The following is a 19,316-nucleotide window of genomic DNA, read 5'->3' on the forward strand; positions in this document are numbered from 1 at the left end:
CCATCTGCAAATGGGGCATTTTTATCAGCTTAAAATTTTATTAAAATAAGGAATGAAAGAAAATAAAGAACGAGATAATTTAATAGTAGAAATTGTTGATTATACATCAGCCTACCAGGAAGCATTCAAATCATTAAATGAGGAATGGATTTCTGCCCATTTTACCATGGAAGATTCTGATTACAAGGCGCTAGATCATCCACAAAGCTATATATTAGATAAAGGTGGTTGTATTTTAGTGGCACTTTACAATGGAGCGCCTCTGGGTGTTTGTGCTTTAATTAAAATGAACGACGGGGAATATGATTTTGAACTGGCTAAAATGGCTGTTTCTCCTAAAGCTCAAGGTAAAAATATTGGGTTTATGCTGGCTTCGGCTATTATAGAGAAGGCAAAATCAATGCATGCTTCAAAAATTTATTTGGAAAGTAATACGATTTTGAAACCAGCAATTAACCTCTATCATAAACTAGGCTTTCAAAAAGTCGCGGGCAAACCTACACCTTACACCCGATGCAACATTCAAATGGAATTGATTATAAAGTAAGGACACTGCTGATCAGCAGATTTTGATATAAATTATTTATCATTTGAATAAATTCAATCAGGCCATACCAGTTCTTAATCTGCTAATCTGCGGCTAAATTAGTCTAACTTTAATGCCTCCAGAAACTTATTTAACTTTAATAAATCCTCCGGGGTATCAATGGCAACTGTTTCTAAATCAGTCACTTTTGTTTGAATATAAAAACCATTTTCTATCCAGCGAAGTTGCTCTAAACTCTCTGCAATTTCTAAAGATGACTGTGGTAATTTTGTAATGGCTTTTAAAGATCCTTTCCTGTAACCGTAAATGCCAATATGTTTGTAAAACTGATGTTTTTCTGCCCAAACGCCTGGCTCACCACTTCTAATAAATGGAATCGGACTTCGGCTGAAATACATTGCCCTACCATTGATGTCAATCACCACTTTTGGGCTATTGGGATTATAGATACTTTCCTGACTCTGAATAGGTTTAATCAGGGTAGCCAATTCCACCTTATTTTCGGCAAAGCAACTGGCCAGCAAATCTATTTGTGCAGGTTCGATAAAAGGTTCATCACCCTGAATATTGATCACAATATCAAATCCAGGCAATTGTTCAATCACCTCTGCACATCTGTCTGTACCACTTTGGTGATGCGACGCAGTAAATACAACCTCACCTCCAAATTTTTTAACTTCATCTGCAATTCGCTGATCATCTGTCGCAACTACAACTTTAGATAAACTTTTTGCTTTTAAAGCTTGCTCGTAAACCCTTTGAATCATGCTTTTGCCAGCAATATCAACCAACGGTTTACCTGGGAAACGCGTAGAGGCATAGCGAGCCGGGATAATTCCAATGATCCCTAAATCCCCTAAAGGGGACTTTTCCTTTCTATCGTTCATTTGCAGTTTTTTAAAATTAAAATAGTGTTAATATAGTTTACATGTATTATACACTAAATCCTAATAAAGAGGACTTTTTCTAAACTTCATTTGTGTTAGCTTTTACTATTTATAATCATCGAAAATACAATGATTAAGATTATAATTAGATAGGAGAGAGGGTTGGCAAAATTTAGCGTCCATCCTAATATTTTTATGCGTTTAGGTACAAATAATCGGGAATCATTTTTGTTAAAGTAGAAGATTCCTAATTTCCAGTTTGCTTTGCTTTTTTGCTCAGAATCATCTTTTATCATTTTTTTAACTTTGCATTTCCATCTGGCCTGTCACTCCCCCTTCAGGGGGCCGGGGGGTTAAAACAACCCGTTTATTTCAGCTTCAATAGATTGAATAACAGCGCCTAAATCTTCGGGGTTATTGGTGAAATCCAATTTATCCTTATCTAAAATAAGTAATTTTCCCAGGTCATAACCTTTAATCCAGGCTTCATATTTTTCATTAAGCTTCGATAAATAATCGATCCGGATGCCAGCTTCGTATTCGCGACCACGACGTTGGATATTATTCACCAATGTAGGTACAGAAGCACGCAAGTAAACCAATAAATCAGGTGGCTTAATGAATGAGGTAATATTATCAAAAATTGCACGGTAATTATCATGATCACGCGTAGTCATCAGGGCCATATCATGTAGATTTTCCGCGAAAATATGCGCATCTTCGTAAATGGTTCTATCCTGAATCACATTGCGTTTATTTATTTCAATATCAGTAATTTGCTGAAAGCGACTGTTTAAGAAATAAATTTGAAGATTAAAGCTCCAACGTTTCATGTCGCCATAAAAATCTTCCAGATAAGGATTGTTGTCCACAGTTTCATACAAAGCTTCCCACCCGTAATTCTTCGCCAATAAACCTGTTAAAGTTGTCTTGCCTGCGCCTATATTTCCTACAATTGCTATGTGCATTTTTTTAGATATGAGATATGAGATATTTGATATTAGATTTTGAGAACAGTCTCAAATCTAATGTCTAGCTTCTCAAATCTATTTATAATAATTAAAAACTTTTAAATCCGATTAATTTACGAACCTCTCTAATGGTTTGTTGTGCACTTTCACGAGCCTTTAATGCCCCATGTTTTGCCACTTGTCTTAGGTAAAGATCGTCTTTCGAAAGTTCTTCGATACGTTCTCTGATTGGCGAATTGAAAACAATCATGTCTTCTGCAAGTTGTTTTTTCATGTCTCCATAACGGATTTGCATTTTATTATATAATCCATCAAAATGCTCAATTGTATCAGCAGCTGAAACAATCTTCATTAAATCAAATAGGTTTTGAATAGCTTCTGGCTTTTCCTGATTCTCCTCTGTTGGACCGCTATCGCTTACCGCTCTTGAAACTTTCTTCCTGATAACCTCTGGACTGTCTGATAAATAAATGCAGTTGCCATCTCCATCAGATTTGCTCATTTTGCCTTTCCCTTCCAAACCCGGAACTTTTACCAGATTTTCGGAATAATTAAAAGCAAAAGATTCTGGAAAGAAATCAGCATTATACATTCTATTAAAACGGTTCCCAAAGTTGCGGGTCATTTCCAGATGTTGCTCCTGATCTTTCCCAACCGGAACTTTGGTGGCCCTGTGAATAAGAATATCAGCAGCCATTAAAGTGGGGTAAGTTAATAAACCTGCGTTTACATTATCTGGATTAGATCTTATTTTTTCTTTGAAAGAAGCACTGCGTTCGAGTTCACCTAAATAAGCATTCATATTCAGGTATAGATAGAGTTCAGAAACTTCTGGCACATCGCTTTGTACGTAAATCGTTGTTTCTTCAGGGTTAATACCGCAAGCTAAGTACTCTACCAAAACATGACGCACATAGCCATGTAGATCTCCAGGAGTTGGATGTGTGGTTAATGAATGAAGGTCTGCAATAAAAAAATAGCAGTTATAATCATACTGCATCTTTACAAAATTGGTTACTGCACCAAAATAATTCCCTAAATGTAGCTTTCCCGTTGGCCGAATGCCACTCACCACTGTTTCTTTCATAATGGCACGAAATTAAAAATAAAAAACAAGCAATGTATAACATCATGTTAATTTTATATCAATAGTATTCACTTTGATGTTAACACCAGATAAATCTGCAAAATCTTTTAAAATCTGTAGAAGATCAAACACGGCTAAACAAAAAAATAACCGATCATGGAATCAAGTAATTATGTAATCTATTAGAACGAATGATCCAGTGCTGCATGCAACTGATTTATTGACTAAGTAAAATTGAACTCATTAAAATCTCATAATGATAGAAATAATCGACATCAAAATTGAATTTGTCGAGCTATTTTATATTTTTGATCAAATATGATTAAACTCTTAAGGCAGTTTCACCGATTATGGTATCTTTTTTGGATCGTTTTCTTTTTTGCCTTGTTTTACCCGCTCTATTACATCACTTCCCGAAATGAGAAGTATTATGGCATACTAAATGTCTGCAGGAAGTTAAACAGCTTTTTATGCAGTTGTTTTTCGGGCGTATTTTTTTCCTTCAGTTATGAAGAAAAGCTAGATCACAATCAAACTTATATCTATTGCGCCAACCATAGCTCTAACCTAGATATCATGGTTTTCTGCATTATGGGGCACGGAAAGTATCATTTTATGGGAAAAGATGAGTTGTTGAACAATCCGGTGTTGGGCATTTTCTTTAAAACTATTGATATTTCTGTGAATCGCGACAGCAAGATTTCTGCTTTCAGGGCATTTAAGAAAGCTGGTGAAAATTTAGAAAAGGGGATGAGTCTCGTTATTTTTCCGGAGGGGAAAATAGATGTTCATTATCCGCCAAAATTAGGAGAATTCAAAAATGGTCCTTTTCGCCTTGCTATTGATAAAAACATTCCGCTGGTTCCGGTGAGTATAACCAATATTTGGAAAATTAACTGGGATGATGGAACTCAATATGGAAGTAAGCCGGGAATTTGCGATATTTACGTCCATAAGCCTATTATTACCACAGGTTTGGTCGCCAATGATGCTGACATTTTAAAAGAGCAGGTTTTTAAATTAATAGATAGTAAGTTAGTAAAATGAATTTAGACGCAAAAACGATATATAAAATAGCAGATTTAGCCAGAATCCATATCGAAGAAAAAGAGGTTGACACCTTGATTCCTGAGATGAATAAAATTTTATCCTTCATGGAAAAGTTAAATGAACTGGATACATCCAATGTAAAACCACTGGTTTATATGAATGAAGCGACAAACATTTGGCGCGAAGATATTGTAAAACAAGAGATTTCTACTGAAGATGGTTTAAAAAATGCAGCTAAGCACAGTGATCAGTTTTTTATGGTACCTAAAATTATTGAGAAATAGTTTAAAAATACATTGAATGCAGATCAATCACTTTTTGAAAGGCAATTTTTTCTATCACGTGTAACATCTTGCCTGCCAAGCCTGTCTAAAAAAGAAAAACCATGGAGAAACCACTCATCAACATAAAAGAAATCGGGCGTAAATATGTCATTGGATCTGAAGTTATTCATGCCTTGAAGTCGGTTTCTTTAGATATTAATAAGGGTGAATTTGTTGCATTAATGGGGCCATCAGGTTCTGGAAAATCAACATTGATGAATATTTTGGGCTGTTTGGATACCCCTTCAAGTGGAACTTACATTCTAAATGGAACGAATGTAAGTCATATGACTGATGATGCATTGGCCGAGGTTCGTAATCAGGAGATTGGTTTCGTTTTCCAGACTTTTAATTTACTGCCAAGGTCTACTGCACTGGATAATGTGGCTTTACCATTAATTTACGCCGGTAGTAGCAAGAAAGACCGACAAGCGAGAGCGGCTAAAGCATTAGAAAATGTAAACTTAGGTAACCGGATGGATCATAAACCAAACGAATTATCTGGCGGCCAGCGCCAACGTGTAGCGGTGGCAAGGGCACTAATTAACAATCCATCAATCATTCTTGCTGATGAACCAACAGGTAACCTCGACACCAAAACATCAATTGAAATTATGGGCTTACTGGAAGAAATTCACAGTAAAGGAAATACCATCATTTTAGTAACTCACGAAGAAGATATTGCACAACATGCGCACAGAATAGTGCGAATGCGCGACGGATTAATCGAAAACGATTATTTAAATACAGAAATTAAAAATGTTTCTCCTCGTTTGCAGGCCCTTAAAGATAGCGGTAGCGACTGGGAAAAGATTAATTAAAGGTTTTAAGTTGTGGGTTATAAGTTTTACGTTCGGACTTAAAACTTACAACTTATTACATATCACTTTTTAAAATGAAAATCTATACTAAAACCGGTGATAAGGGACAAACATCATTAATTGGTGGTACCCGAGTACCCAAATTCCATTTACGAATTGAAACCTATGGCACCGTAGATGAATTGAATTCGTACATTGGTTTAATCATGTGTCAGGATATAAATGAACAATATAAACAGTTGTTAAAGGAAATCCAGGACCGATTATTTACGATTGGCGCATCACTGGCAGCTGATCCGGAAAAATCAAAAATGAAAATTCCTGATTTGCATGATGCAGACATTACCTTGTTAGAAAATGAGATGGACATAATGAATGAATTGCTCCCCGCTTTAAAGCATTTTGTTCTCCCGGGAGGAAATACTGTCGTTTCTTACTGCCATATTGCTAGATGTGTTTGCCGAAGAGCGGAGCGTTTAACAGTTGAACTTGCAGAAAATAGCTTTGTAGATGAGCGGGTAACCATATACTTAAATCGTTTAAGCGACTATCTCTTCGTTTTGGCACGAAAACTGAACATGGATTTTGCGGCGGAAGAAAACATTTGGATTCCCCGTGTTTAAAAGTTGAAAAATAAGTTTGTTTTGCTCAAAAATTTTAATATACTTTGCGCATTATTAAGAACAAGCATTTAATTGAATTGAAGATATGTATTGGACATTAGAATTAGCATCGCACTTGGAAGACGCACCTTGGCCTGCAACTAAAGATGAATTAATTGATTACGGTATCCGCTCTGGTGCTCCTGTTGAGGTTATCGAAAATTTACAGGCATTAGAAGATGATGGCGAGCCTTATGAAACCATTGAAGAAATCTGGCCTGATTATCCAACTAAAGAAGACTTCTTCTTTAATGAGGATGAGTACTAAGGATTAAAAGATATAAACCGCGCAGCCTACAAGCTGAGCGGTTTTTTTTATACCTAAAAATTTTGCGGTTAATACCACCCATAAAATTTGGTATTTGATCTCTTGCTCCAAATAAATCGATCATTTTAATTGATCCTGATAATTTGCTTCATATTGGACTTATGTGTATTAAAGGGATTAGAAGCTAAATTCTTCTCCAATCTTCATTCCCCTGAAGAATAATCAATTAACTGTTTTTAGAAAAAAATATTTACATTTTCTAAACAAAACTATTTTGCTCGTGTTAATACATCAACATTCAATTAAAAAAAATTAACACTATGGGAAATTTATTGTATTTAGTAGCAGTCGTATTGGTTATATTGTGGGTAATCGGATTTTTATTCCACGGCTTTGGAGATGTAGGTAACATTATCCATGTTTTATTAGTAATCGCAATAATTGCAATCTTGCTAAAAGTTATCGGCAGAGCAACCTAAGATATATTTAGGAACATTTACTCTTTATTGATAGGTTTATCAATCTGGGTGAATTAGAAAAGGGTGTTTCATGATTGTGAAACACCCTTTCTTTTTATTTATTTTTTCAATAAAAGTTCTGCTAATTCCAGATCTATAGGGTAGGTGATCTTAATATTATTTCGTTCCCCCTCAATGATATTAATTTCTTCATTTAATGATTCTACAACGCTGGCATCATCCGTAAAATGGTTGGCAAAATCTTGTTGATAAGCAGCTTTCAATATTTTCAGACTAAAAGTTTGTGGAGTCTGCACTAAATAGATTTCATCACGTCTCAAAGCAGATGATTTTTCGTCTCTAAGCATTCGAACACTATCACTCGACTGAACAGCTGCAATTACATTTCCAATGGCTTCAGCGCGTTTAAAACAGTTATCAATCAATTCTTTTGAAACCAAAGGGCGAACAGCATCGTGGATGGACACAAAACTATCATCATCAATACTATCAATTGCATTTTTTACCGAATAGAAGCGCTCCGTACCGCCATCAATCACTTCATGAGGAATACGGAAATTAAACTCCTCACAGAGTCTTCGCCAGTATCCTTGCTGATCTTTATTTAAAACCAGTAAAATTTTTGGTTGTGTATCGCTTTGTGCAAAAGCTTTGATGGTGTGCATCAGAACCGGGAGGTTTTTCAGTAAAAGAAATTGTTTCGGAGTTTCTGTCTGCATCCGATTGCCAGAACCGCCTGCTACAATTATAGCGTAGTATTTCATTTGAAAGTATCAAGTATCAAGTATCAAGTATCAAGTAGCAAGTATCAAGTGAAAACCCAGTCTTGTTACCTGATATTTAGCATCAAGTGTTGAGTAGCAAATATCGAGTAAAAGACCTGGTTTGATACCTGATTTTAGTATCAAGTATCAAATGAAAACCCAGTCTTGATACCTGATACTAAATACTTGATACTAATTTTAAATAATCAGCATGGCATCGCCGTAGCTATAAAACTTATATTTTTCTTTAACTGCAACTTCATAAGCATTCATTACATTTTCGTATCCACCAAAAGCACTTACCATCATCAATAAGGTAGATTCTGGCGTATGGAAATTGGTAATCATCGAATTAGCAATACTGAACTCGTAAGGAGGGAAGATAAATTTACTTGTCCAGTCGTTGGCCGCCTTTAAAGTTCTGTTCGCAGAAACAGCAGACTCAATAGCACGCATCGAAGTCGTACCTACCGCACAGATTTTTCTTTTTTCTTCTAATGCTTTGTTCACAATAGCAGAATCTTTAGGCTCAATAATGAACTGTTCAGAATCCATTTTATGCTTGGTTAGATCTTCTACCTCTACAGTTCTGAAAGTACCAAGACCTACGTGTAATGTTACCTCTGCAAACTCAATACCTTTAAGTTCCAGGCGTTTCATCAACTCGCGGCTAAAGTGTAAACCAGCAGTTGGGGCAGCTACAGCACCTTCATGTTTCGCAAAAATGGTTTGATAACGCTCTTTATCTTCGGCAGTTGCTTTACGTTTAATGTATTTAGGAAGCGGTGTTTCACCTAAAATCTCCACGTTTCTTCTAAACTCTTCGTCTGTACCTTCAAATAAGAAACGAATGGTACGTCCACGCGAGGTCGTATTATCTACAACTTCAGCAACTAATAAATCGTCGTCGCCAAAATATAGTTTGTTTCCAACACGGATTTTACGGGCAGGATCTACTAAAACATCCCATAAACGCAATTCTTTATTTAATTCACGAAGTAAGAAAACTTCGATAGTAGCGCCAGTTTTTTCTTTATTTCCGTATAAACGGGCAGGAAAAACCTTTGTGTTATTTAATATCATAACGTCCTTGTCATCGAAATAACCTAAAACGTCTTTGAAAATTTTATGTTCAATTTTACCACTGTCTTTATGTAAGACCATTAAGCGAGCTTCGTCGCGTTGTTCTGCCGGATTGTTGGCAATTAATGATTCTGGTAAGTTGAATTTGAATTGTGATAATTTCATTCTTGATGAATTTTTTGAGGTGCAAAAATACGAATTTAATTTTTATTTTCCTTATTTTATCAAACGCAATTAATGTATATTATGTTTTGCCAGTAGTTATATAACTTAAAAATGATTTCGAACCTCTTTTAAGCAAAAATTAATTAGTTTTGATAGTGTATTGTAACCTTTTCAACCGCTTTGCATCTAACCAGTAATTATGATAGTTTTTAGGCTAATAGGCGAAAGCTTCCGTTTTGCGTTTGATGCGTTGCGTCAGAATAAGTTGCGTACAATGTTATCACTTCTGGCGATAACAATTGGTATTTTTACCATTATAACCGTTTTTTCAGCCGTGGATACTTTCCGAGGAAAACTTCAATCCAGTGTAGACAAGCTAGGTTCAAATACCATCTTCATCCAAAAATGGCCATGGAGCTTTGGCGATAATTATCCATGGTGGAAATATATGAACCGCCCGCAACCTTCACTCCGCGATTTCTCGATGTTAAGGGAACGAATGGAAAATGCGCAAGGCATCACATTTGAAATTTCTACGAGCGATAGAACCATAAAATATAGAAGCAGTTCAGTTGAAGGAATAACTGTGACGGCAGCTTCCCAGGATTTTGATAAAACGTGGAACTTTGAATTACAATCCGGCCGCTATTTCACAGAATCGGAGAGTGGCAACGGTGCCCCTGTTTTATTAATGGGTGCAGATATTGCTGAAGGTTTATTTGGATCGGAAGATCCGGTTGGCAAACAAGTGCAAATTTTGGGTCGACGATTAACTGTGATCGGTGTGTTTAAAAAAGAAGGCGAAGATATGTTTGGAAGTACGTTAGATAAAAACGTAAATGTGCCTGTAAATTTTGCGAAAGGGATTTTAGATATTCAAAATGAACGTTACGATCCACAAATTACTGTTCGCGGTAATGATAACGTATCATTAGAAGAGATTGAAAGTGAGCTTCAGGGATTGATGCGATCGATCCATAGAATCAGGCCCGGCCAGGAAGATGATTTTGCACTCAACAAAACCACCATTATTTCAAACCAGTTGGATTCGATGTTTACCATGGTTAACATTGCCGGATGGATTATTGGTGGTTTTTCTATCCTTGTTGGGGGATTCAGTATTGCCAATATTATGTTTGTATCAGTGAAAGAAAGAACCAATATTATTGGTATTCAAAAATCTTTAGGCGCCAAAAATTATTTTATCTTATTGCAATTCATTTTCGAATCTATTACGCTTTGCATTCTAGGTGGTCTGCTCGGGTTAATACTGGTTTACCTGATGGCTTTAGCGATTGGTGCAATTACAGGCTTTAGTATTATTCTGGGATTGAACAATATTATTCTGGGAATTGGAATTTCTATAATTATCGGTACCATATCTGGATTTTGGCCAGCCTATTCAGCTTCAAGATTAGATCCGGTTGAGGCGATAAGATCTTAATTCTATTGGAGGATCAAATCTTATAAAATAAGCATATCCAATGTACAGATTAATAACCTTACTGTAAGATAATTATTAACTACTTTTTATACATCAGTCTGCAACCATTCTCTGAAAAATTATCTTGTGGACACTATAAATTTGTAAAGATATTTTTTCCGCTCTATGCCGCGGAGGCATGGTAATTTTTCACAGTTAATATTGTTTTTAGCGGTGTTCAAGAATGCTGCGCATTTTGGAGCGCCAAAGTACCCAAAACGCTTTGTCAATCCAACTATGGGCCTTTTGCACTATCCTACACACATCAAAAAAACAACGGCACTTCGTTTTGTGTTCAATATTTTTTTAAGCTTCGAATTTATATTTATGAACACAAAACCACTGCGTTAAAGGTTTGTTAGTGCTATTTGCACTATTGTACAACTGTTTTTTTGATTTCTCTGGCCCTTGGGATTGACGGCGTTCTTCGGTGTAGCCTGTTCTTTATTAAAGTTGGTTAGCAAAGTGCATAGAAAAACCACGTCCAGAAGATGTGTCCACATGATAGTCCTTTGTAAGGGTGCTCAATGCTATCAAGTTAAGCTAAAGCTTAGCCATAAAAGTATCAACCACAGATGAAAAGGATGGACACAGATGTAAAAATCCGTGTTTATCTGTATCCATCTGTGGTTAAAAATTCTTTAAATTAATAGCATCTGATGGCAGGTTAATCATTTATGAAACTGATTCGCTTTTAATTTATCATTCAGGAAAATCTCTTTAAAAACAAGGGCCCTCGTACATTTAAACGAAGGCTCCTGTAATTTATACCTTTTATCCGCTTAAGATAATTTCGCTAAGGCTTCTTTAATTCTTTTTAAAGCCTCTACTAAACTTTCATCTGATGCAGCGTAAGATAAACGGATGTAGTTATTGTTACCAAATGAATCGCCACCAACGGTTGCCACATGACCAACGTTTAACAGGTAAAGTGCTAAATCTGAAGAGTCTTTGATCACGTTTCCGTCAACATCTTTTTTACCAAAAAATGAACTGATTTCCGGGAAAAAATAAAAAGCACCGTCAGGTAAGTTGGTTTTTACACCAGGAATTTCATTTAACAAATTGTAAACCAATTCCCTTCTGCGTAAAAAAGCTTCCTTCATCTTTAGTACACTTTCCAAACCTTGTTCATAAGCTACAATACCAGCTCTTTGCGCAATTGAACAAGTACCTGAAGTAGTTTGGCCTTGCAGTTTATCATTTGCCGCAGCGATTTCTTTGTTAGCAGCAATGTAACCTAATCTCCAACCAGTCATTGCGAAAGCTTTAGAGAAACCGTTAACTACAATTACACGATCTTTAATGCTATCGAATTGTGCAATCGATTCATGACTATCAACAAAGTTGATGTGTTCATAAATCTCATCAGACAATATATAGATGTTTGGATATTTTTCAAAAACTTCTACTAAAGCAGCAAGTTCAGCTTTACTATAAACTGATCCTGTTGGGTTACATGGCGAAGAAAACATAAACAGTTTAGATTTTGGCGTAATCGCCGCCTCTAATTGCGCCGGTGTAATCTTGAAATTACTTTGCAGATCGGTATCAATAAAAACCGATTTACCTTCAGCAAGTGTAACCATTTCTGAATAAGAAACCCAGTAAGGTGTTGGAATAATCACCTCATCATCTGGATCGATAAGTGTTAAAATCACGTTTGACAGAGATTGTTTCGCACCTGTAGATACTACAATCTGAGAAATATCATAATCAAGATTGTTTTCTTCCTTCAACTTTTTAACAATTGCCTGGCGTAAATCCGGGTAGCCTGGAACAGGCGAGTAGCGGGTGTAATTCGCATCTAATGCATCTTTTGCAGCATTTTTGACGTGGTCAGGCGTATTAAAATCGGGTTCGCCAACGCTTAGACTAATGATGTTAATCCCCTTAGAAGCTAATTCGCGACCAAGTTTCGTCATTTTAAGTGTTGCAGATTCTGATAGACTGTTGATTCTTTTAGATAAGGTGCTCATGGTTAATTACTTTGAACGCAAATATATAAACCAAATATTATTCTGCACTAAAAATCACATCTTTTTATCATTTAATTTATTTGATAAGCGTATTTTTGTCAAAAAAAGTGGTGTCTATAAAGAAGAAGGCAATAATATTATCATTAGTCGTGAGCATAGTGCTAATGTTGGCCAAATTTACGGCCTATTTTACTACTGGTTCTAATGCAATTCTAACCGATGCAGCAGAGAGTATTGTAAATGTAATTGCTGGTAGTTTTGCCTTTTATAGTATTTATTTGAGTACACAGCCACGCGATGAAAACCATCCATACGGACATGGAAAGGTAGAATTCTTTTCTGCTTTTGTAGAAGGAATTTTGATATTCATTGCGGGAGTTATCATCATTTTCAAGTCTTCATATAACCTGGTTTATCCTCATGTAGTTAGCCAACTGTTGCAAGGTACACTCATTATTGGCATTACCGGGCTAATTAATATGGTAGTTGGTTTATACCTGATCAAGGTTGGAAAAGCCGAGCATTCAGTTACGTTGCAAGCAGATGGGCGACATTTACTAACAGATACTTATACCAGCGCAGGGGTAGTACTTGGATTGATCCTGATCCAGCTAACGAATATTATTTGGTTAGATAGCTTGCTTTCTGTTTTGGTGGGCTTTTACATTATCTATTCTGGCTATAAATTAGTTCGCGGTTCGGTAGGTGGCCTGATGGATGAGAGCGATTTTACACTTTTGGAAGAAGTGGTAGAAGTCTTACAGAATAACAGACACAATCCCTGGATCGACGTTCATAATCTTCGTACACAACAGTATGGTCCGGAATTTCATATCGACTGCCACGTTACTTTGCCTTATTACTTCGATTTAAATCAGGTTCACCGGGAGATCTCTCAAATAGATGAACTAATTAATAAAAAAGGATTTCGGAAGGCTGAATTGTTTATTCATGCCGATCCATGCTTGCCTGAATGTTGTCACTATTGCCACATGAGCGAATGCAAAGTGAGGGCAGAGGCCTTCAAACAGGAAATTATATGGATACCAGAGATCGTGATTAAAAATAAAAAACACTTCGAAAATGAGCTACTTTAATGTAAGGGTATACGGTTTAATCATTAACCACAACAATGAAGTTTTGGTAAGCGATGAAGAAGAGTACGGCATTCGTTTTAGTAAATTTCCAGGTGGCGGACTGGAATTTGGTGAAGGTTTACTAGATGGACTCAAACGAGAATTTATGGAAGAATGTAATGCCGAAATTGAGATTCTCAGTCACTTTTATACCACAGATTTTTTCGAAAAATCGTCATTTAATGATAGTCAGGTGATTAGCGTTTATTATCTGGTGAAGGAAAAGGCTCCTTTACAATTGGTATTTAAAACTAAAATATATGACTTTGATACAGAAGGGGAGATTCTACAAGCATTTCGCTGGGTAAAAATTCAGGATCTGGAGGTTGATGCTATTACCTTTAAAACAGACAAAGTTGTTGCGCAACTACTAAAAGATCAATTTGCTTAGCATTTTTAATTTCGTATCAAACCCAACCAACTGTAAATAATTATCGGTTAAAGATTAAAGTGGTTTGGCGAATCCGTTCTGCCTTTGAACACATTCGCCAAATCACCTAACATAGCGGCATTTTTTCCGTATCCATATAGAGCACGCTCCAACGCTGGCCATCTAAATCAATAAAGCCGCAGCCATACATCCAGCCATCTTTATAACCAGGTTCTCCATAGATTGTTCCGCCCGCTTCTACCACATTTTTTGCTATTTCATCAACTTCTGCAGGATTCGCCGCATCAAGTGAAAAAAGAACTTCTGAACCTGATAAACGATCTGGAAGATCTACACCAGCAAAACCCTCGTAAAAAGATTTTTCAAAAAGCATGATTACCAATTTATCATCTCCAACTAAGAAAGACGCTGATTCATCACGAACACCATAACTGGTATTTAGTGTAAATCCGATCTTGGTAAAGAATTCTTTTGATTTGCTGATATCTTTAACGGGTAGATTGATCCAGATTGATCTTGTCATAATGATTTGTATTTATTTGGATAGAATATTACTAGCCATGATCCTCAAAATGAACTCATCAGACGATCGAAGCATTTTTACTTTTTAGCTGTTTTCTTTGAATACTTTTTCACAAATTCTTCAGGCGCAACCGTACAGTAAGATTTAGTTAGTGCATCTTGAAGAATTTCTGCTTCAATAAAACTTAACTCGAAGATTGTCCAGCCTTGTTTTCCCCATCCAGCCTGAGCGGGATAAATTGCCGATGGATCTAAATCAGAAAATTTATTCTGGTCTTTAGGTGTCAATCTGAAAACAGCTTTTAAATTTGAATTATCAATCGTGATGAAAATTTTATCATCTACTTTAAATGAATTTTTGTTCGCATTGGGTGCTTCAACTACATTTTCAAATGATAGCGCAAGATCTCTGAAAGAATCTGGAGTCATAATATAAGATTTTAATTTATTCTTTTAAGGGAATGATACTCGGAAATAATTTAACAAACTTACATCAATTTTGATTTTTTTCAGCAAATAAAAAATATCAAATCGTTTAAATACACTCTCTCAGGTGTTTTAAAATAAGTTTGTTTTTTTAATCAACAAGATTTGGTACCAAATTGCACACATTACAGTTTATATAATTTCTGCGGAAATTGCTCGGCATGATTCAGAATCAAATTCAGAATGTAACTGTTCGATTGATAAACAGCCAGGTCATTTTTAATAGGAGCGAGGCCATCAGACAAAAAGTTTTTATCTGTAAAATAGCCCATGCCATAAAACTTACCATTTTCGATTAATAAACAGCTCAATTCGTCTTCCTCTCTACCTTCATCCACCAGGGCAAAGCTTGGCTGCAGGTTTTGAATATCATCCAAAGCAGCATTTAGTTTCTTATTGTAAACCGCCTCGGTTTCTATACTGCTACATGGGCCGAAGCACTGTCCCTTTTCATGCGCCTTACATCGCGTAGCTGTTTTTTGTAAATAGCACAACCGATCGCAAAGCTGATGTTTCTCAATCAGCAGGTTCAAAAAATTATATCCTTCCAGCAGGTTATTGAAACTTTGAATCGCTTTGCTATTTGGTTTATGTTTATCAATCCCAAGGCGCAAATAACCATTTTGGTCTTCAAAAACGCATAAATCATACTTATGTTCGTAGCGTTTCATTGCCCTGTTATTTTCCGGCCAAAGGCGTTTTATTTCATTTGCCTCTAATATCAAAGCCATCAACTCTGTGCCGCAAAGCACATAATCAATGTGATGGATATTCTTAAGGAAATCCTGACGTTGCTTATTCGGTTTACTGCCTGAAAAGTGACTGGCTACCCGCTTTTTTAAATCCTTCGCCTTGCCAACATACACAATTTTCCCTTTTGTATCTTTAAAGTAATAAACGCCAGGCTGGTTTGGAAGTCGTAAAAAAGACTCTTTGTTTAAGTTCGGCGGCAGAACCTGTTCTTTAGATGTCTTTTTAAGCATTTCTGCAATGATGCCTTCCAAATCATTATCCAAAAGCATATTGAACAGAATGCTCGTGGCATCAGCATCACCAGCTGCACGGTGACGATTCTGAATCGGGATATTTAAGCTGCTACAAAGTTTTCCTAAACTGTAAGATGGTTTACCGGGAATTAGCTTACGGCTTAATCTCACCGTACATAACCTCCTACATTGCAGATCGAAGCCAGATTTAGCCAGGTGATGTTTAAGAAAGGAATAATCGAAGTTAACATTATGCGCAACGAAAACCTTATCCGCTAACAGTTGATAAATCTGCAAGGCCACATCATCAAAAGTGGGCGCATCCGCTAACATGTGATCATCAATACCAGTTAATGCGGTGATATAATCCGGAATAGAAATGCCGGGATTAATCAGCGTGCTGAACGATTCTACTACCTGATTACCATCATGAATATTGATGGCAACTTCGGTAATCCCGTTGGCTGACGCGTGGCCACCAGTGGTTTCAATATCTACAACTGCGTATAACATTAGGCTTAATTGAAATACAAATTTATACTAAAATAATTAGCAATGCAATGTTTTTAATTTTTCTTTAGCATAAAAAAAAGCGACTGCACCAATAATGCAGTCGCTTCCATATAATTAGGTGAGCTATTAAAGCTTATTTAACAGTTTACTTAAATTTGGTTTTATCCCGATAGAAATGGGAACAGTATTGAAAGTTCTATCCTGAATCTTTTTGAAGCCATACATATAACTTGCCTCTACAAATAAATTTGCACCGCCCAGGTTATATTCTATTCCGCCACCGCCTTCGGCTATTCCCAAAGCGTTTGATCTGTTATCCATATTCACCTGCATTGTTGTGGTATTAACCCCAGCTTGAGGTGTTAAAATGAAACCACCGCCAGCACCTGCAAAGCCATAAAAGGCCCATTTGTTAACGATTTTACGATAACCTAAAGCTACGTTCAGCAAATAAGTGGTTGATCTGCCTTTTTGTACCGTATAGGCAAAACCTGGGTCTGGAGTAATCTGATTATAAGTAAAAGCATGCAAGCTTGCCTTTGGATAGAGAAAAAGTCCACTATTGCCTAATCCAAGATTGATCCCCAGTGAAGTAGAGAATTTAGGTTTAAAGTAGTCTGAAGTTTCACCCATCGGGAAAGAAAAACCAATACCACTCATGCTATAAAGCTTGTCTGGACGGTTGGTTTGTGCATGAGCATTAAAAGATATTGCAGCACATAGCAATATCATCGGAGTTAAAAATTTTAGTTTCATATGTCTAGTTGTTGGTAAGTGTATTCACTTTTTGTAACATATCAATCATGTTAAATGGTTTTTCCAGATAATCATCAGGGTGATATTGTTGAGAGGCAATGTAATTTTCATTATAACGGGCTGACGCCATGATTACCGGTATATTCTGGGTCTCTGCATTTAATCTTAATTCTTTAAAAACAGCCCGGCCATCCATGCCATTTAGCATAATATCCAAAATAATTAAATCAGGGTGATAATCTTTAATGGTCTTAAAAATATATCTGGGTGATAGTAAAGGGTAAACATCATAATGTTCAGCCTCTAAGGCAAGCTGAAATACTTCCAGGATATCAGGATCATCATCTACAACTAAAATTCTTTTCAAAACGGATAATCAATTAATAACTAAGTGGACTATCCTAATACAAAGTATTAGTTGGAATGTTTTGTTGAAGAAAGAAATAATAGGTACAGCTGCTAATTCTTCAAGCGATTGTTTTCCACGAATTGCTCAAATCGCTCCTTGTATTCATCAGCAACCTGGTATGATTTTTCACCCGCCAATAAGACCTGATCATCCAATACACTTACAATGTGACGTTTAGCAATAGTAACGTGCTCACTAATCTCTATGAAAGCAAAATTCTTGCTTAATAAGGTGATCATTTTGGCTATGCTGATTTTTGAAGTAGAGAACGAATGATTTAGGGTTACTAAAGTAATCTCATTTTCAAACCGCTCAATTGATATCAAATCATTTAAGTCAATTCTTATTAAATCATCGCTGTTTTCTGGCGAAGGCATATAGAAAAATTGGTCTTCAAACACCGGGAAAATGGTATGTTCTGTTGAACCTGCAGGATATATGCTGTTAATGGCTTTCGCAAAATGTAGAATAGAGTAAGGCTTTAGTAAATAAGCATCCGCTTGCACCTTAAATGCATCCAAGGCGTATATAGAATGTGCAGTAGTAAATACAAGATTTTCTGCCTTCTGCGTTAATAAGCCAGCCAGTTCGATACCAGAAAGTGATGGCATTTCGACATCAATGAAAATAATATCAACAGGTTCAGAAACTGATATTTCACTCAATGCCAGGAGTGGCTCGGTAAATGTTTTAATAAGCTTCAGCTCTGGAAACTTGTCTATATAAGAAATTAAATTTTCCAGGGAATGGGAATCATCATCTATTGCAATGCAACTTATAGACATTTTTTGAGGTTTAGATTTAGCAAATTACAATTTAACATAGTTAATAAAAAAATCTGTAAAATATAGTGAAGATGAGATCATAAATCTTTGGAATGCATCATCAAACTTAAATTATGTTTTAAGCTGTTCATACCAGAGCAATCTGCAGGCATCTTATTATCAATTGAAAGCACTATTTATGTATCATTAATGATTGTTTTTAAAAATGAACAAAAATAATGACATTAATTACTTGTAATACAGTATATTAGGTTTTAATTAAATAATGAATATTGATTTAAAAACTTAAACATCCCATTGAAAACATAAAAAACCATGAAAAATAAAATTAACCGGTTAAATGTATCCATCACCAACAAAGTCATCGAACTTCAGGAGCGGGGATATGACTGCGATTTTCTACTGCTCAATAATAGCAGTTTGCTTTGCATGCAAACGAACAGAAAATACCCTTTAGATAGCGTTTCTATTAATATGATGGAACATGGTTACGATTTCTTTAGTCAGTCTTACAAGAATGTGCATACCATTGAAACGGGAAATGGGGAAAGAGGTGTTCTGTTAACGGAAACTGTGCTTTAAGGCATTCATTCAATATTTAATCATTCATTCATTTATTCATTCATTTATTCAATCCTTTTTCCCCAAACTATCAAAACTATTACAATTGCAAAGTCTAAGTTCAAAATAGCTTCTTCTGGTTGATAGCGAGCAACATCTGCAGATATCACTATAACAAGGTCATATCAAACATTTCAAAACT

Annotated in this window: 24 protein-coding genes; 11 read left to right on the top strand and 13 right to left on the bottom strand. The window is 36.0% G+C overall.

Features of this window, described 5'->3' with window-relative positions; all coding sequences use genetic code 11:
* The first annotated feature begins 52 nt into the window (after positions 1–52).
* The gene (locus ACN1CD_RS05780) at positions 53–547 is read left to right on the top strand and encodes a GNAT family N-acetyltransferase (RefSeq protein WP_419129374.1); all 495 of its coding nucleotides are present in this window, start codon (positions 53–55) and stop codon (positions 545–547) included.
* 98 nt (positions 548–645) lie between these two features.
* On the opposite strand, the gene kdsB is transcribed toward ACN1CD_RS05780, so the two are convergent.
* The 4 genes from kdsB to trpS form a co-directional block, all read right to left on the bottom strand.
* Positions 646–1,434, bottom strand: a complete 789-nt coding sequence (kdsB, locus tag ACN1CD_RS05785) for a 3-deoxy-manno-octulosonate cytidylyltransferase (protein WP_419129375.1) — start codon at positions 1,432–1,434, stop codon at positions 646–648.
* Positions 1,435–1,529: 95 nt separating this feature from the next.
* Entirely contained in the window at positions 1,530–1,730 is a 201-nt protein-coding gene (locus tag ACN1CD_RS05790) for a DUF5808 domain-containing protein (protein WP_419129376.1), read from the bottom strand.
* A 57-nt stretch (positions 1,731–1,787) separates the two neighbouring features.
* Positions 1,788–2,426 (bottom strand): deoxynucleoside kinase, encoded by a 639-nt coding sequence (locus tag ACN1CD_RS05795; protein WP_419129637.1) that lies wholly within the window; start codon positions 2,424–2,426, stop codon positions 1,788–1,790.
* 67 nt (positions 2,427–2,493) lie between these two features.
* Complete coding sequence (trpS, locus tag ACN1CD_RS05800; RefSeq protein ID WP_419129377.1) at positions 2,494–3,492, bottom strand: tryptophan--tRNA ligase; 999 nt, start codon at positions 3,490–3,492, stop codon at positions 2,494–2,496.
* Positions 3,493–3,810: 318 nt separating this feature from the next.
* Here trpS and ACN1CD_RS05805 point away from each other — a divergent pair, with 318 nt between their 5' ends.
* The 6 genes from ACN1CD_RS05805 to ACN1CD_RS05830 all read left to right on the top strand — a co-directional run bounded on the left by ACN1CD_RS05805 (position 3,811) and on the right by ACN1CD_RS05830 (position 7,095).
* Positions 3,811–4,539 (top strand): lysophospholipid acyltransferase family protein, encoded by a 729-nt coding sequence (locus tag ACN1CD_RS05805; protein WP_419129378.1) that lies wholly within the window; start codon positions 3,811–3,813, stop codon positions 4,537–4,539.
* Positions 4,536–4,826: an Asp-tRNA(Asn)/Glu-tRNA(Gln) amidotransferase subunit GatC gene (gene gatC / locus ACN1CD_RS05810; protein ID WP_419129379.1), complete on the top strand. Its 291-nt coding sequence runs from the start codon at positions 4,536–4,538 to the stop codon at positions 4,824–4,826. The genes ACN1CD_RS05805 and gatC overlap by 4 nt, the downstream gene beginning before the upstream one ends.
* Before the next feature lie 101 nt (positions 4,827–4,927).
* Positions 4,928–5,686 (top strand): ABC transporter ATP-binding protein, encoded by a 759-nt coding sequence (locus tag ACN1CD_RS05815; RefSeq protein ID WP_419129380.1) that lies wholly within the window; start codon positions 4,928–4,930, stop codon positions 5,684–5,686.
* A gap of 74 nt (positions 5,687–5,760) precedes the next feature.
* On the top strand, positions 5,761–6,309 hold the full coding sequence (locus ACN1CD_RS05820; protein WP_419129381.1) for a cob(I)yrinic acid a,c-diamide adenosyltransferase: 549 nt from the start codon (positions 5,761–5,763) through the stop codon (positions 6,307–6,309).
* An 85-nt stretch (positions 6,310–6,394) separates the two neighbouring features.
* On the top strand, positions 6,395–6,616 hold the full coding sequence (locus ACN1CD_RS05825) for a DUF2795 domain-containing protein (RefSeq protein WP_010603503.1): 222 nt from the start codon (positions 6,395–6,397) through the stop codon (positions 6,614–6,616).
* Positions 6,617–6,936: 320 nt separating this feature from the next.
* Complete coding sequence (locus tag ACN1CD_RS05830) at positions 6,937–7,095, top strand: lmo0937 family membrane protein (RefSeq protein WP_419129382.1); 159 nt, start codon at positions 6,937–6,939, stop codon at positions 7,093–7,095.
* Positions 7,096–7,193: 98 nt separating this feature from the next.
* On the opposite strand, the gene ACN1CD_RS05835 is transcribed toward ACN1CD_RS05830, so the two are convergent.
* Positions 7,194–7,859, bottom strand: a complete 666-nt coding sequence (locus tag ACN1CD_RS05835; RefSeq protein ID WP_419129383.1) for a 2-C-methyl-D-erythritol 4-phosphate cytidylyltransferase — start codon at positions 7,857–7,859, stop codon at positions 7,194–7,196.
* A gap of 198 nt (positions 7,860–8,057) precedes the next feature.
* Positions 8,058–9,107: a tRNA preQ1(34) S-adenosylmethionine ribosyltransferase-isomerase QueA gene (gene queA / locus ACN1CD_RS05840; protein WP_320465828.1), complete on the bottom strand. Its 1,050-nt coding sequence runs from the start codon at positions 9,105–9,107 to the stop codon at positions 8,058–8,060.
* 199 nt (positions 9,108–9,306) lie between these two features.
* On the opposite strand from queA, the gene ACN1CD_RS05845 reads away from it, so the two are divergent.
* A complete protein-coding gene (locus ACN1CD_RS05845) occupies positions 9,307–10,551 on the top strand; it encodes an ABC transporter permease (RefSeq protein ID WP_419129384.1) in 1,245 nt (414 codons plus the stop codon).
* An 821-nt stretch (positions 10,552–11,372) separates the two neighbouring features.
* Here ACN1CD_RS05845 and ACN1CD_RS05850 read toward each other — a convergent pair.
* Entirely contained in the window at positions 11,373–12,569 is a 1,197-nt protein-coding gene (locus tag ACN1CD_RS05850; RefSeq protein WP_419129385.1) for a pyridoxal phosphate-dependent aminotransferase, read from the bottom strand.
* Positions 12,570–12,679: 110 nt separating this feature from the next.
* On the opposite strand from ACN1CD_RS05850, the gene ACN1CD_RS05855 reads away from it, so the two are divergent.
* Both ACN1CD_RS05855 and ACN1CD_RS05860 read left to right on the top strand, forming a co-directional pair.
* A complete protein-coding gene (locus tag ACN1CD_RS05855) occupies positions 12,680–13,666 on the top strand; it encodes a cation diffusion facilitator family transporter (RefSeq protein ID WP_419129386.1) in 987 nt (328 codons plus the stop codon).
* On the top strand, positions 13,653–14,096 hold the full coding sequence (locus ACN1CD_RS05860) for an NUDIX domain-containing protein (protein WP_419129387.1): 444 nt from the start codon (positions 13,653–13,655) through the stop codon (positions 14,094–14,096). The genes ACN1CD_RS05855 and ACN1CD_RS05860 overlap by 14 nt, the downstream gene beginning before the upstream one ends.
* A gap of 106 nt (positions 14,097–14,202) precedes the next feature.
* Here ACN1CD_RS05860 and ACN1CD_RS05865 read toward each other — a convergent pair whose 3' ends face one another.
* The 6 genes from ACN1CD_RS05865 to ACN1CD_RS05890 form a co-directional block, all read right to left on the bottom strand.
* Complete coding sequence (locus tag ACN1CD_RS05865; RefSeq protein ID WP_419129388.1) at positions 14,203–14,619, bottom strand: VOC family protein; 417 nt, start codon at positions 14,617–14,619, stop codon at positions 14,203–14,205.
* A gap of 77 nt (positions 14,620–14,696) precedes the next feature.
* Positions 14,697–15,047 carry an MmcQ/YjbR family DNA-binding protein gene (locus tag ACN1CD_RS05870; RefSeq protein WP_419129389.1) on the bottom strand — a complete coding sequence of 117 codons (351 nt, stop codon included), beginning with the start codon at positions 15,045–15,047 and terminating at the stop codon, positions 14,697–14,699.
* A 182-nt stretch (positions 15,048–15,229) separates the two neighbouring features.
* The gene (locus ACN1CD_RS05875; protein ID WP_419129391.1) at positions 15,230–16,603 is read right to left on the bottom strand and encodes an exonuclease domain-containing protein; all 1,374 of its coding nucleotides are present in this window, start codon (positions 16,601–16,603) and stop codon (positions 15,230–15,232) included.
* A 126-nt stretch (positions 16,604–16,729) separates the two neighbouring features.
* On the bottom strand, positions 16,730–17,359 hold the full coding sequence (locus ACN1CD_RS05880; protein ID WP_419129392.1) for a hypothetical protein: 630 nt from the start codon (positions 17,357–17,359) through the stop codon (positions 16,730–16,732).
* Positions 17,360–17,363: 4 nt separating this feature from the next.
* A complete protein-coding gene (locus tag ACN1CD_RS05885; RefSeq protein WP_419129393.1) occupies positions 17,364–17,726 on the bottom strand; it encodes a response regulator in 363 nt (120 codons plus the stop codon).
* A gap of 92 nt (positions 17,727–17,818) precedes the next feature.
* Complete coding sequence (locus ACN1CD_RS05890; protein ID WP_419129394.1) at positions 17,819–18,553, bottom strand: LytR/AlgR family response regulator transcription factor; 735 nt, start codon at positions 18,551–18,553, stop codon at positions 17,819–17,821.
* Positions 18,554–18,868: 315 nt separating this feature from the next.
* On the opposite strand from ACN1CD_RS05890, the gene ACN1CD_RS05895 reads away from it, so the two are divergent.
* Positions 18,869–19,135 carry a hypothetical protein gene (locus ACN1CD_RS05895; RefSeq protein ID WP_419129395.1) on the top strand — a complete coding sequence of 89 codons (267 nt, stop codon included), beginning with the start codon at positions 18,869–18,871 and terminating at the stop codon, positions 19,133–19,135.
* Positions 19,136–19,316: the final 181 nt, after the last annotated feature.

This window comes from Pedobacter sp. N23S346, assembly GCF_048515415.1.
Taxonomy (GTDB): domain Bacteria; phylum Bacteroidota; class Bacteroidia; order Sphingobacteriales; family Sphingobacteriaceae; genus Pedobacter.

Excerpts from the sequence above, each read along its gene's own strand:
- ACN1CD_RS05780 (WP_419129374.1), top strand. The coding sequence starts at position 53 with ATGAAAGAAAATAAAGAACGAGATAATTTAATAGTAGAAATTGTTGAT.
- kdsB (WP_419129375.1), bottom strand. The coding sequence starts at position 1,434 with ATGAACGATAGAAAGGAAAAGTCCCCTTTAGGGGATTTAGGGATCATT.
- ACN1CD_RS05790 (WP_419129376.1), bottom strand. The coding sequence starts at position 1,730 with ATGATAAAAGATGATTCTGAGCAAAAAAGCAAAGCAAACTGGAAATTA.
- trpS (WP_419129377.1), bottom strand. The coding sequence starts at position 3,492 with ATGAAAGAAACAGTGGTGAGTGGCATTCGGCCAACGGGAAAGCTACAT.
- ACN1CD_RS05805 (WP_419129378.1), top strand. The coding sequence starts at position 3,811 with ATGATTAAACTCTTAAGGCAGTTTCACCGATTATGGTATCTTTTTTGG.
- gatC (WP_419129379.1), top strand. The coding sequence starts at position 4,536 with ATGAATTTAGACGCAAAAACGATATATAAAATAGCAGATTTAGCCAGA.
- ACN1CD_RS05815 (WP_419129380.1), top strand. The coding sequence starts at position 4,928 with ATGGAGAAACCACTCATCAACATAAAAGAAATCGGGCGTAAATATGTC.
- ACN1CD_RS05820 (WP_419129381.1), top strand. The coding sequence starts at position 5,761 with ATGAAAATCTATACTAAAACCGGTGATAAGGGACAAACATCATTAATT.
- ACN1CD_RS05825 (WP_010603503.1), top strand. The coding sequence starts at position 6,395 with ATGTATTGGACATTAGAATTAGCATCGCACTTGGAAGACGCACCTTGG.
- ACN1CD_RS05830 (WP_419129382.1), top strand. The coding sequence starts at position 6,937 with ATGGGAAATTTATTGTATTTAGTAGCAGTCGTATTGGTTATATTGTGG.
- ACN1CD_RS05835 (WP_419129383.1), bottom strand. The coding sequence starts at position 7,859 with ATGAAATACTACGCTATAATTGTAGCAGGCGGTTCTGGCAATCGGATG.
- queA (WP_320465828.1), bottom strand. The coding sequence starts at position 9,107 with ATGAAATTATCACAATTCAAATTCAACTTACCAGAATCATTAATTGCC.
- ACN1CD_RS05845 (WP_419129384.1), top strand. The coding sequence starts at position 9,307 with ATGATAGTTTTTAGGCTAATAGGCGAAAGCTTCCGTTTTGCGTTTGAT.
- ACN1CD_RS05850 (WP_419129385.1), bottom strand. The coding sequence starts at position 12,569 with ATGAGCACCTTATCTAAAAGAATCAACAGTCTATCAGAATCTGCAACA.
- ACN1CD_RS05860 (WP_419129387.1), top strand. The coding sequence starts at position 13,653 with ATGAGCTACTTTAATGTAAGGGTATACGGTTTAATCATTAACCACAAC.
- ACN1CD_RS05865 (WP_419129388.1), bottom strand. The coding sequence starts at position 14,619 with ATGACAAGATCAATCTGGATCAATCTACCCGTTAAAGATATCAGCAAA.
- ACN1CD_RS05870 (WP_419129389.1), bottom strand. The coding sequence starts at position 15,047 with ATGACTCCAGATTCTTTCAGAGATCTTGCGCTATCATTTGAAAATGTA.
- ACN1CD_RS05875 (WP_419129391.1), bottom strand. The coding sequence starts at position 16,603 with ATGTTATACGCAGTTGTAGATATTGAAACCACTGGTGGCCACGCGTCA.
- ACN1CD_RS05880 (WP_419129392.1), bottom strand. The coding sequence starts at position 17,359 with ATGAAACTAAAATTTTTAACTCCGATGATATTGCTATGTGCTGCAATA.
- ACN1CD_RS05890 (WP_419129394.1), bottom strand. The coding sequence starts at position 18,553 with ATGTCTATAAGTTGCATTGCAATAGATGATGATTCCCATTCCCTGGAA.
- ACN1CD_RS05895 (WP_419129395.1), top strand. The coding sequence starts at position 18,869 with ATGAAAAATAAAATTAACCGGTTAAATGTATCCATCACCAACAAAGTC.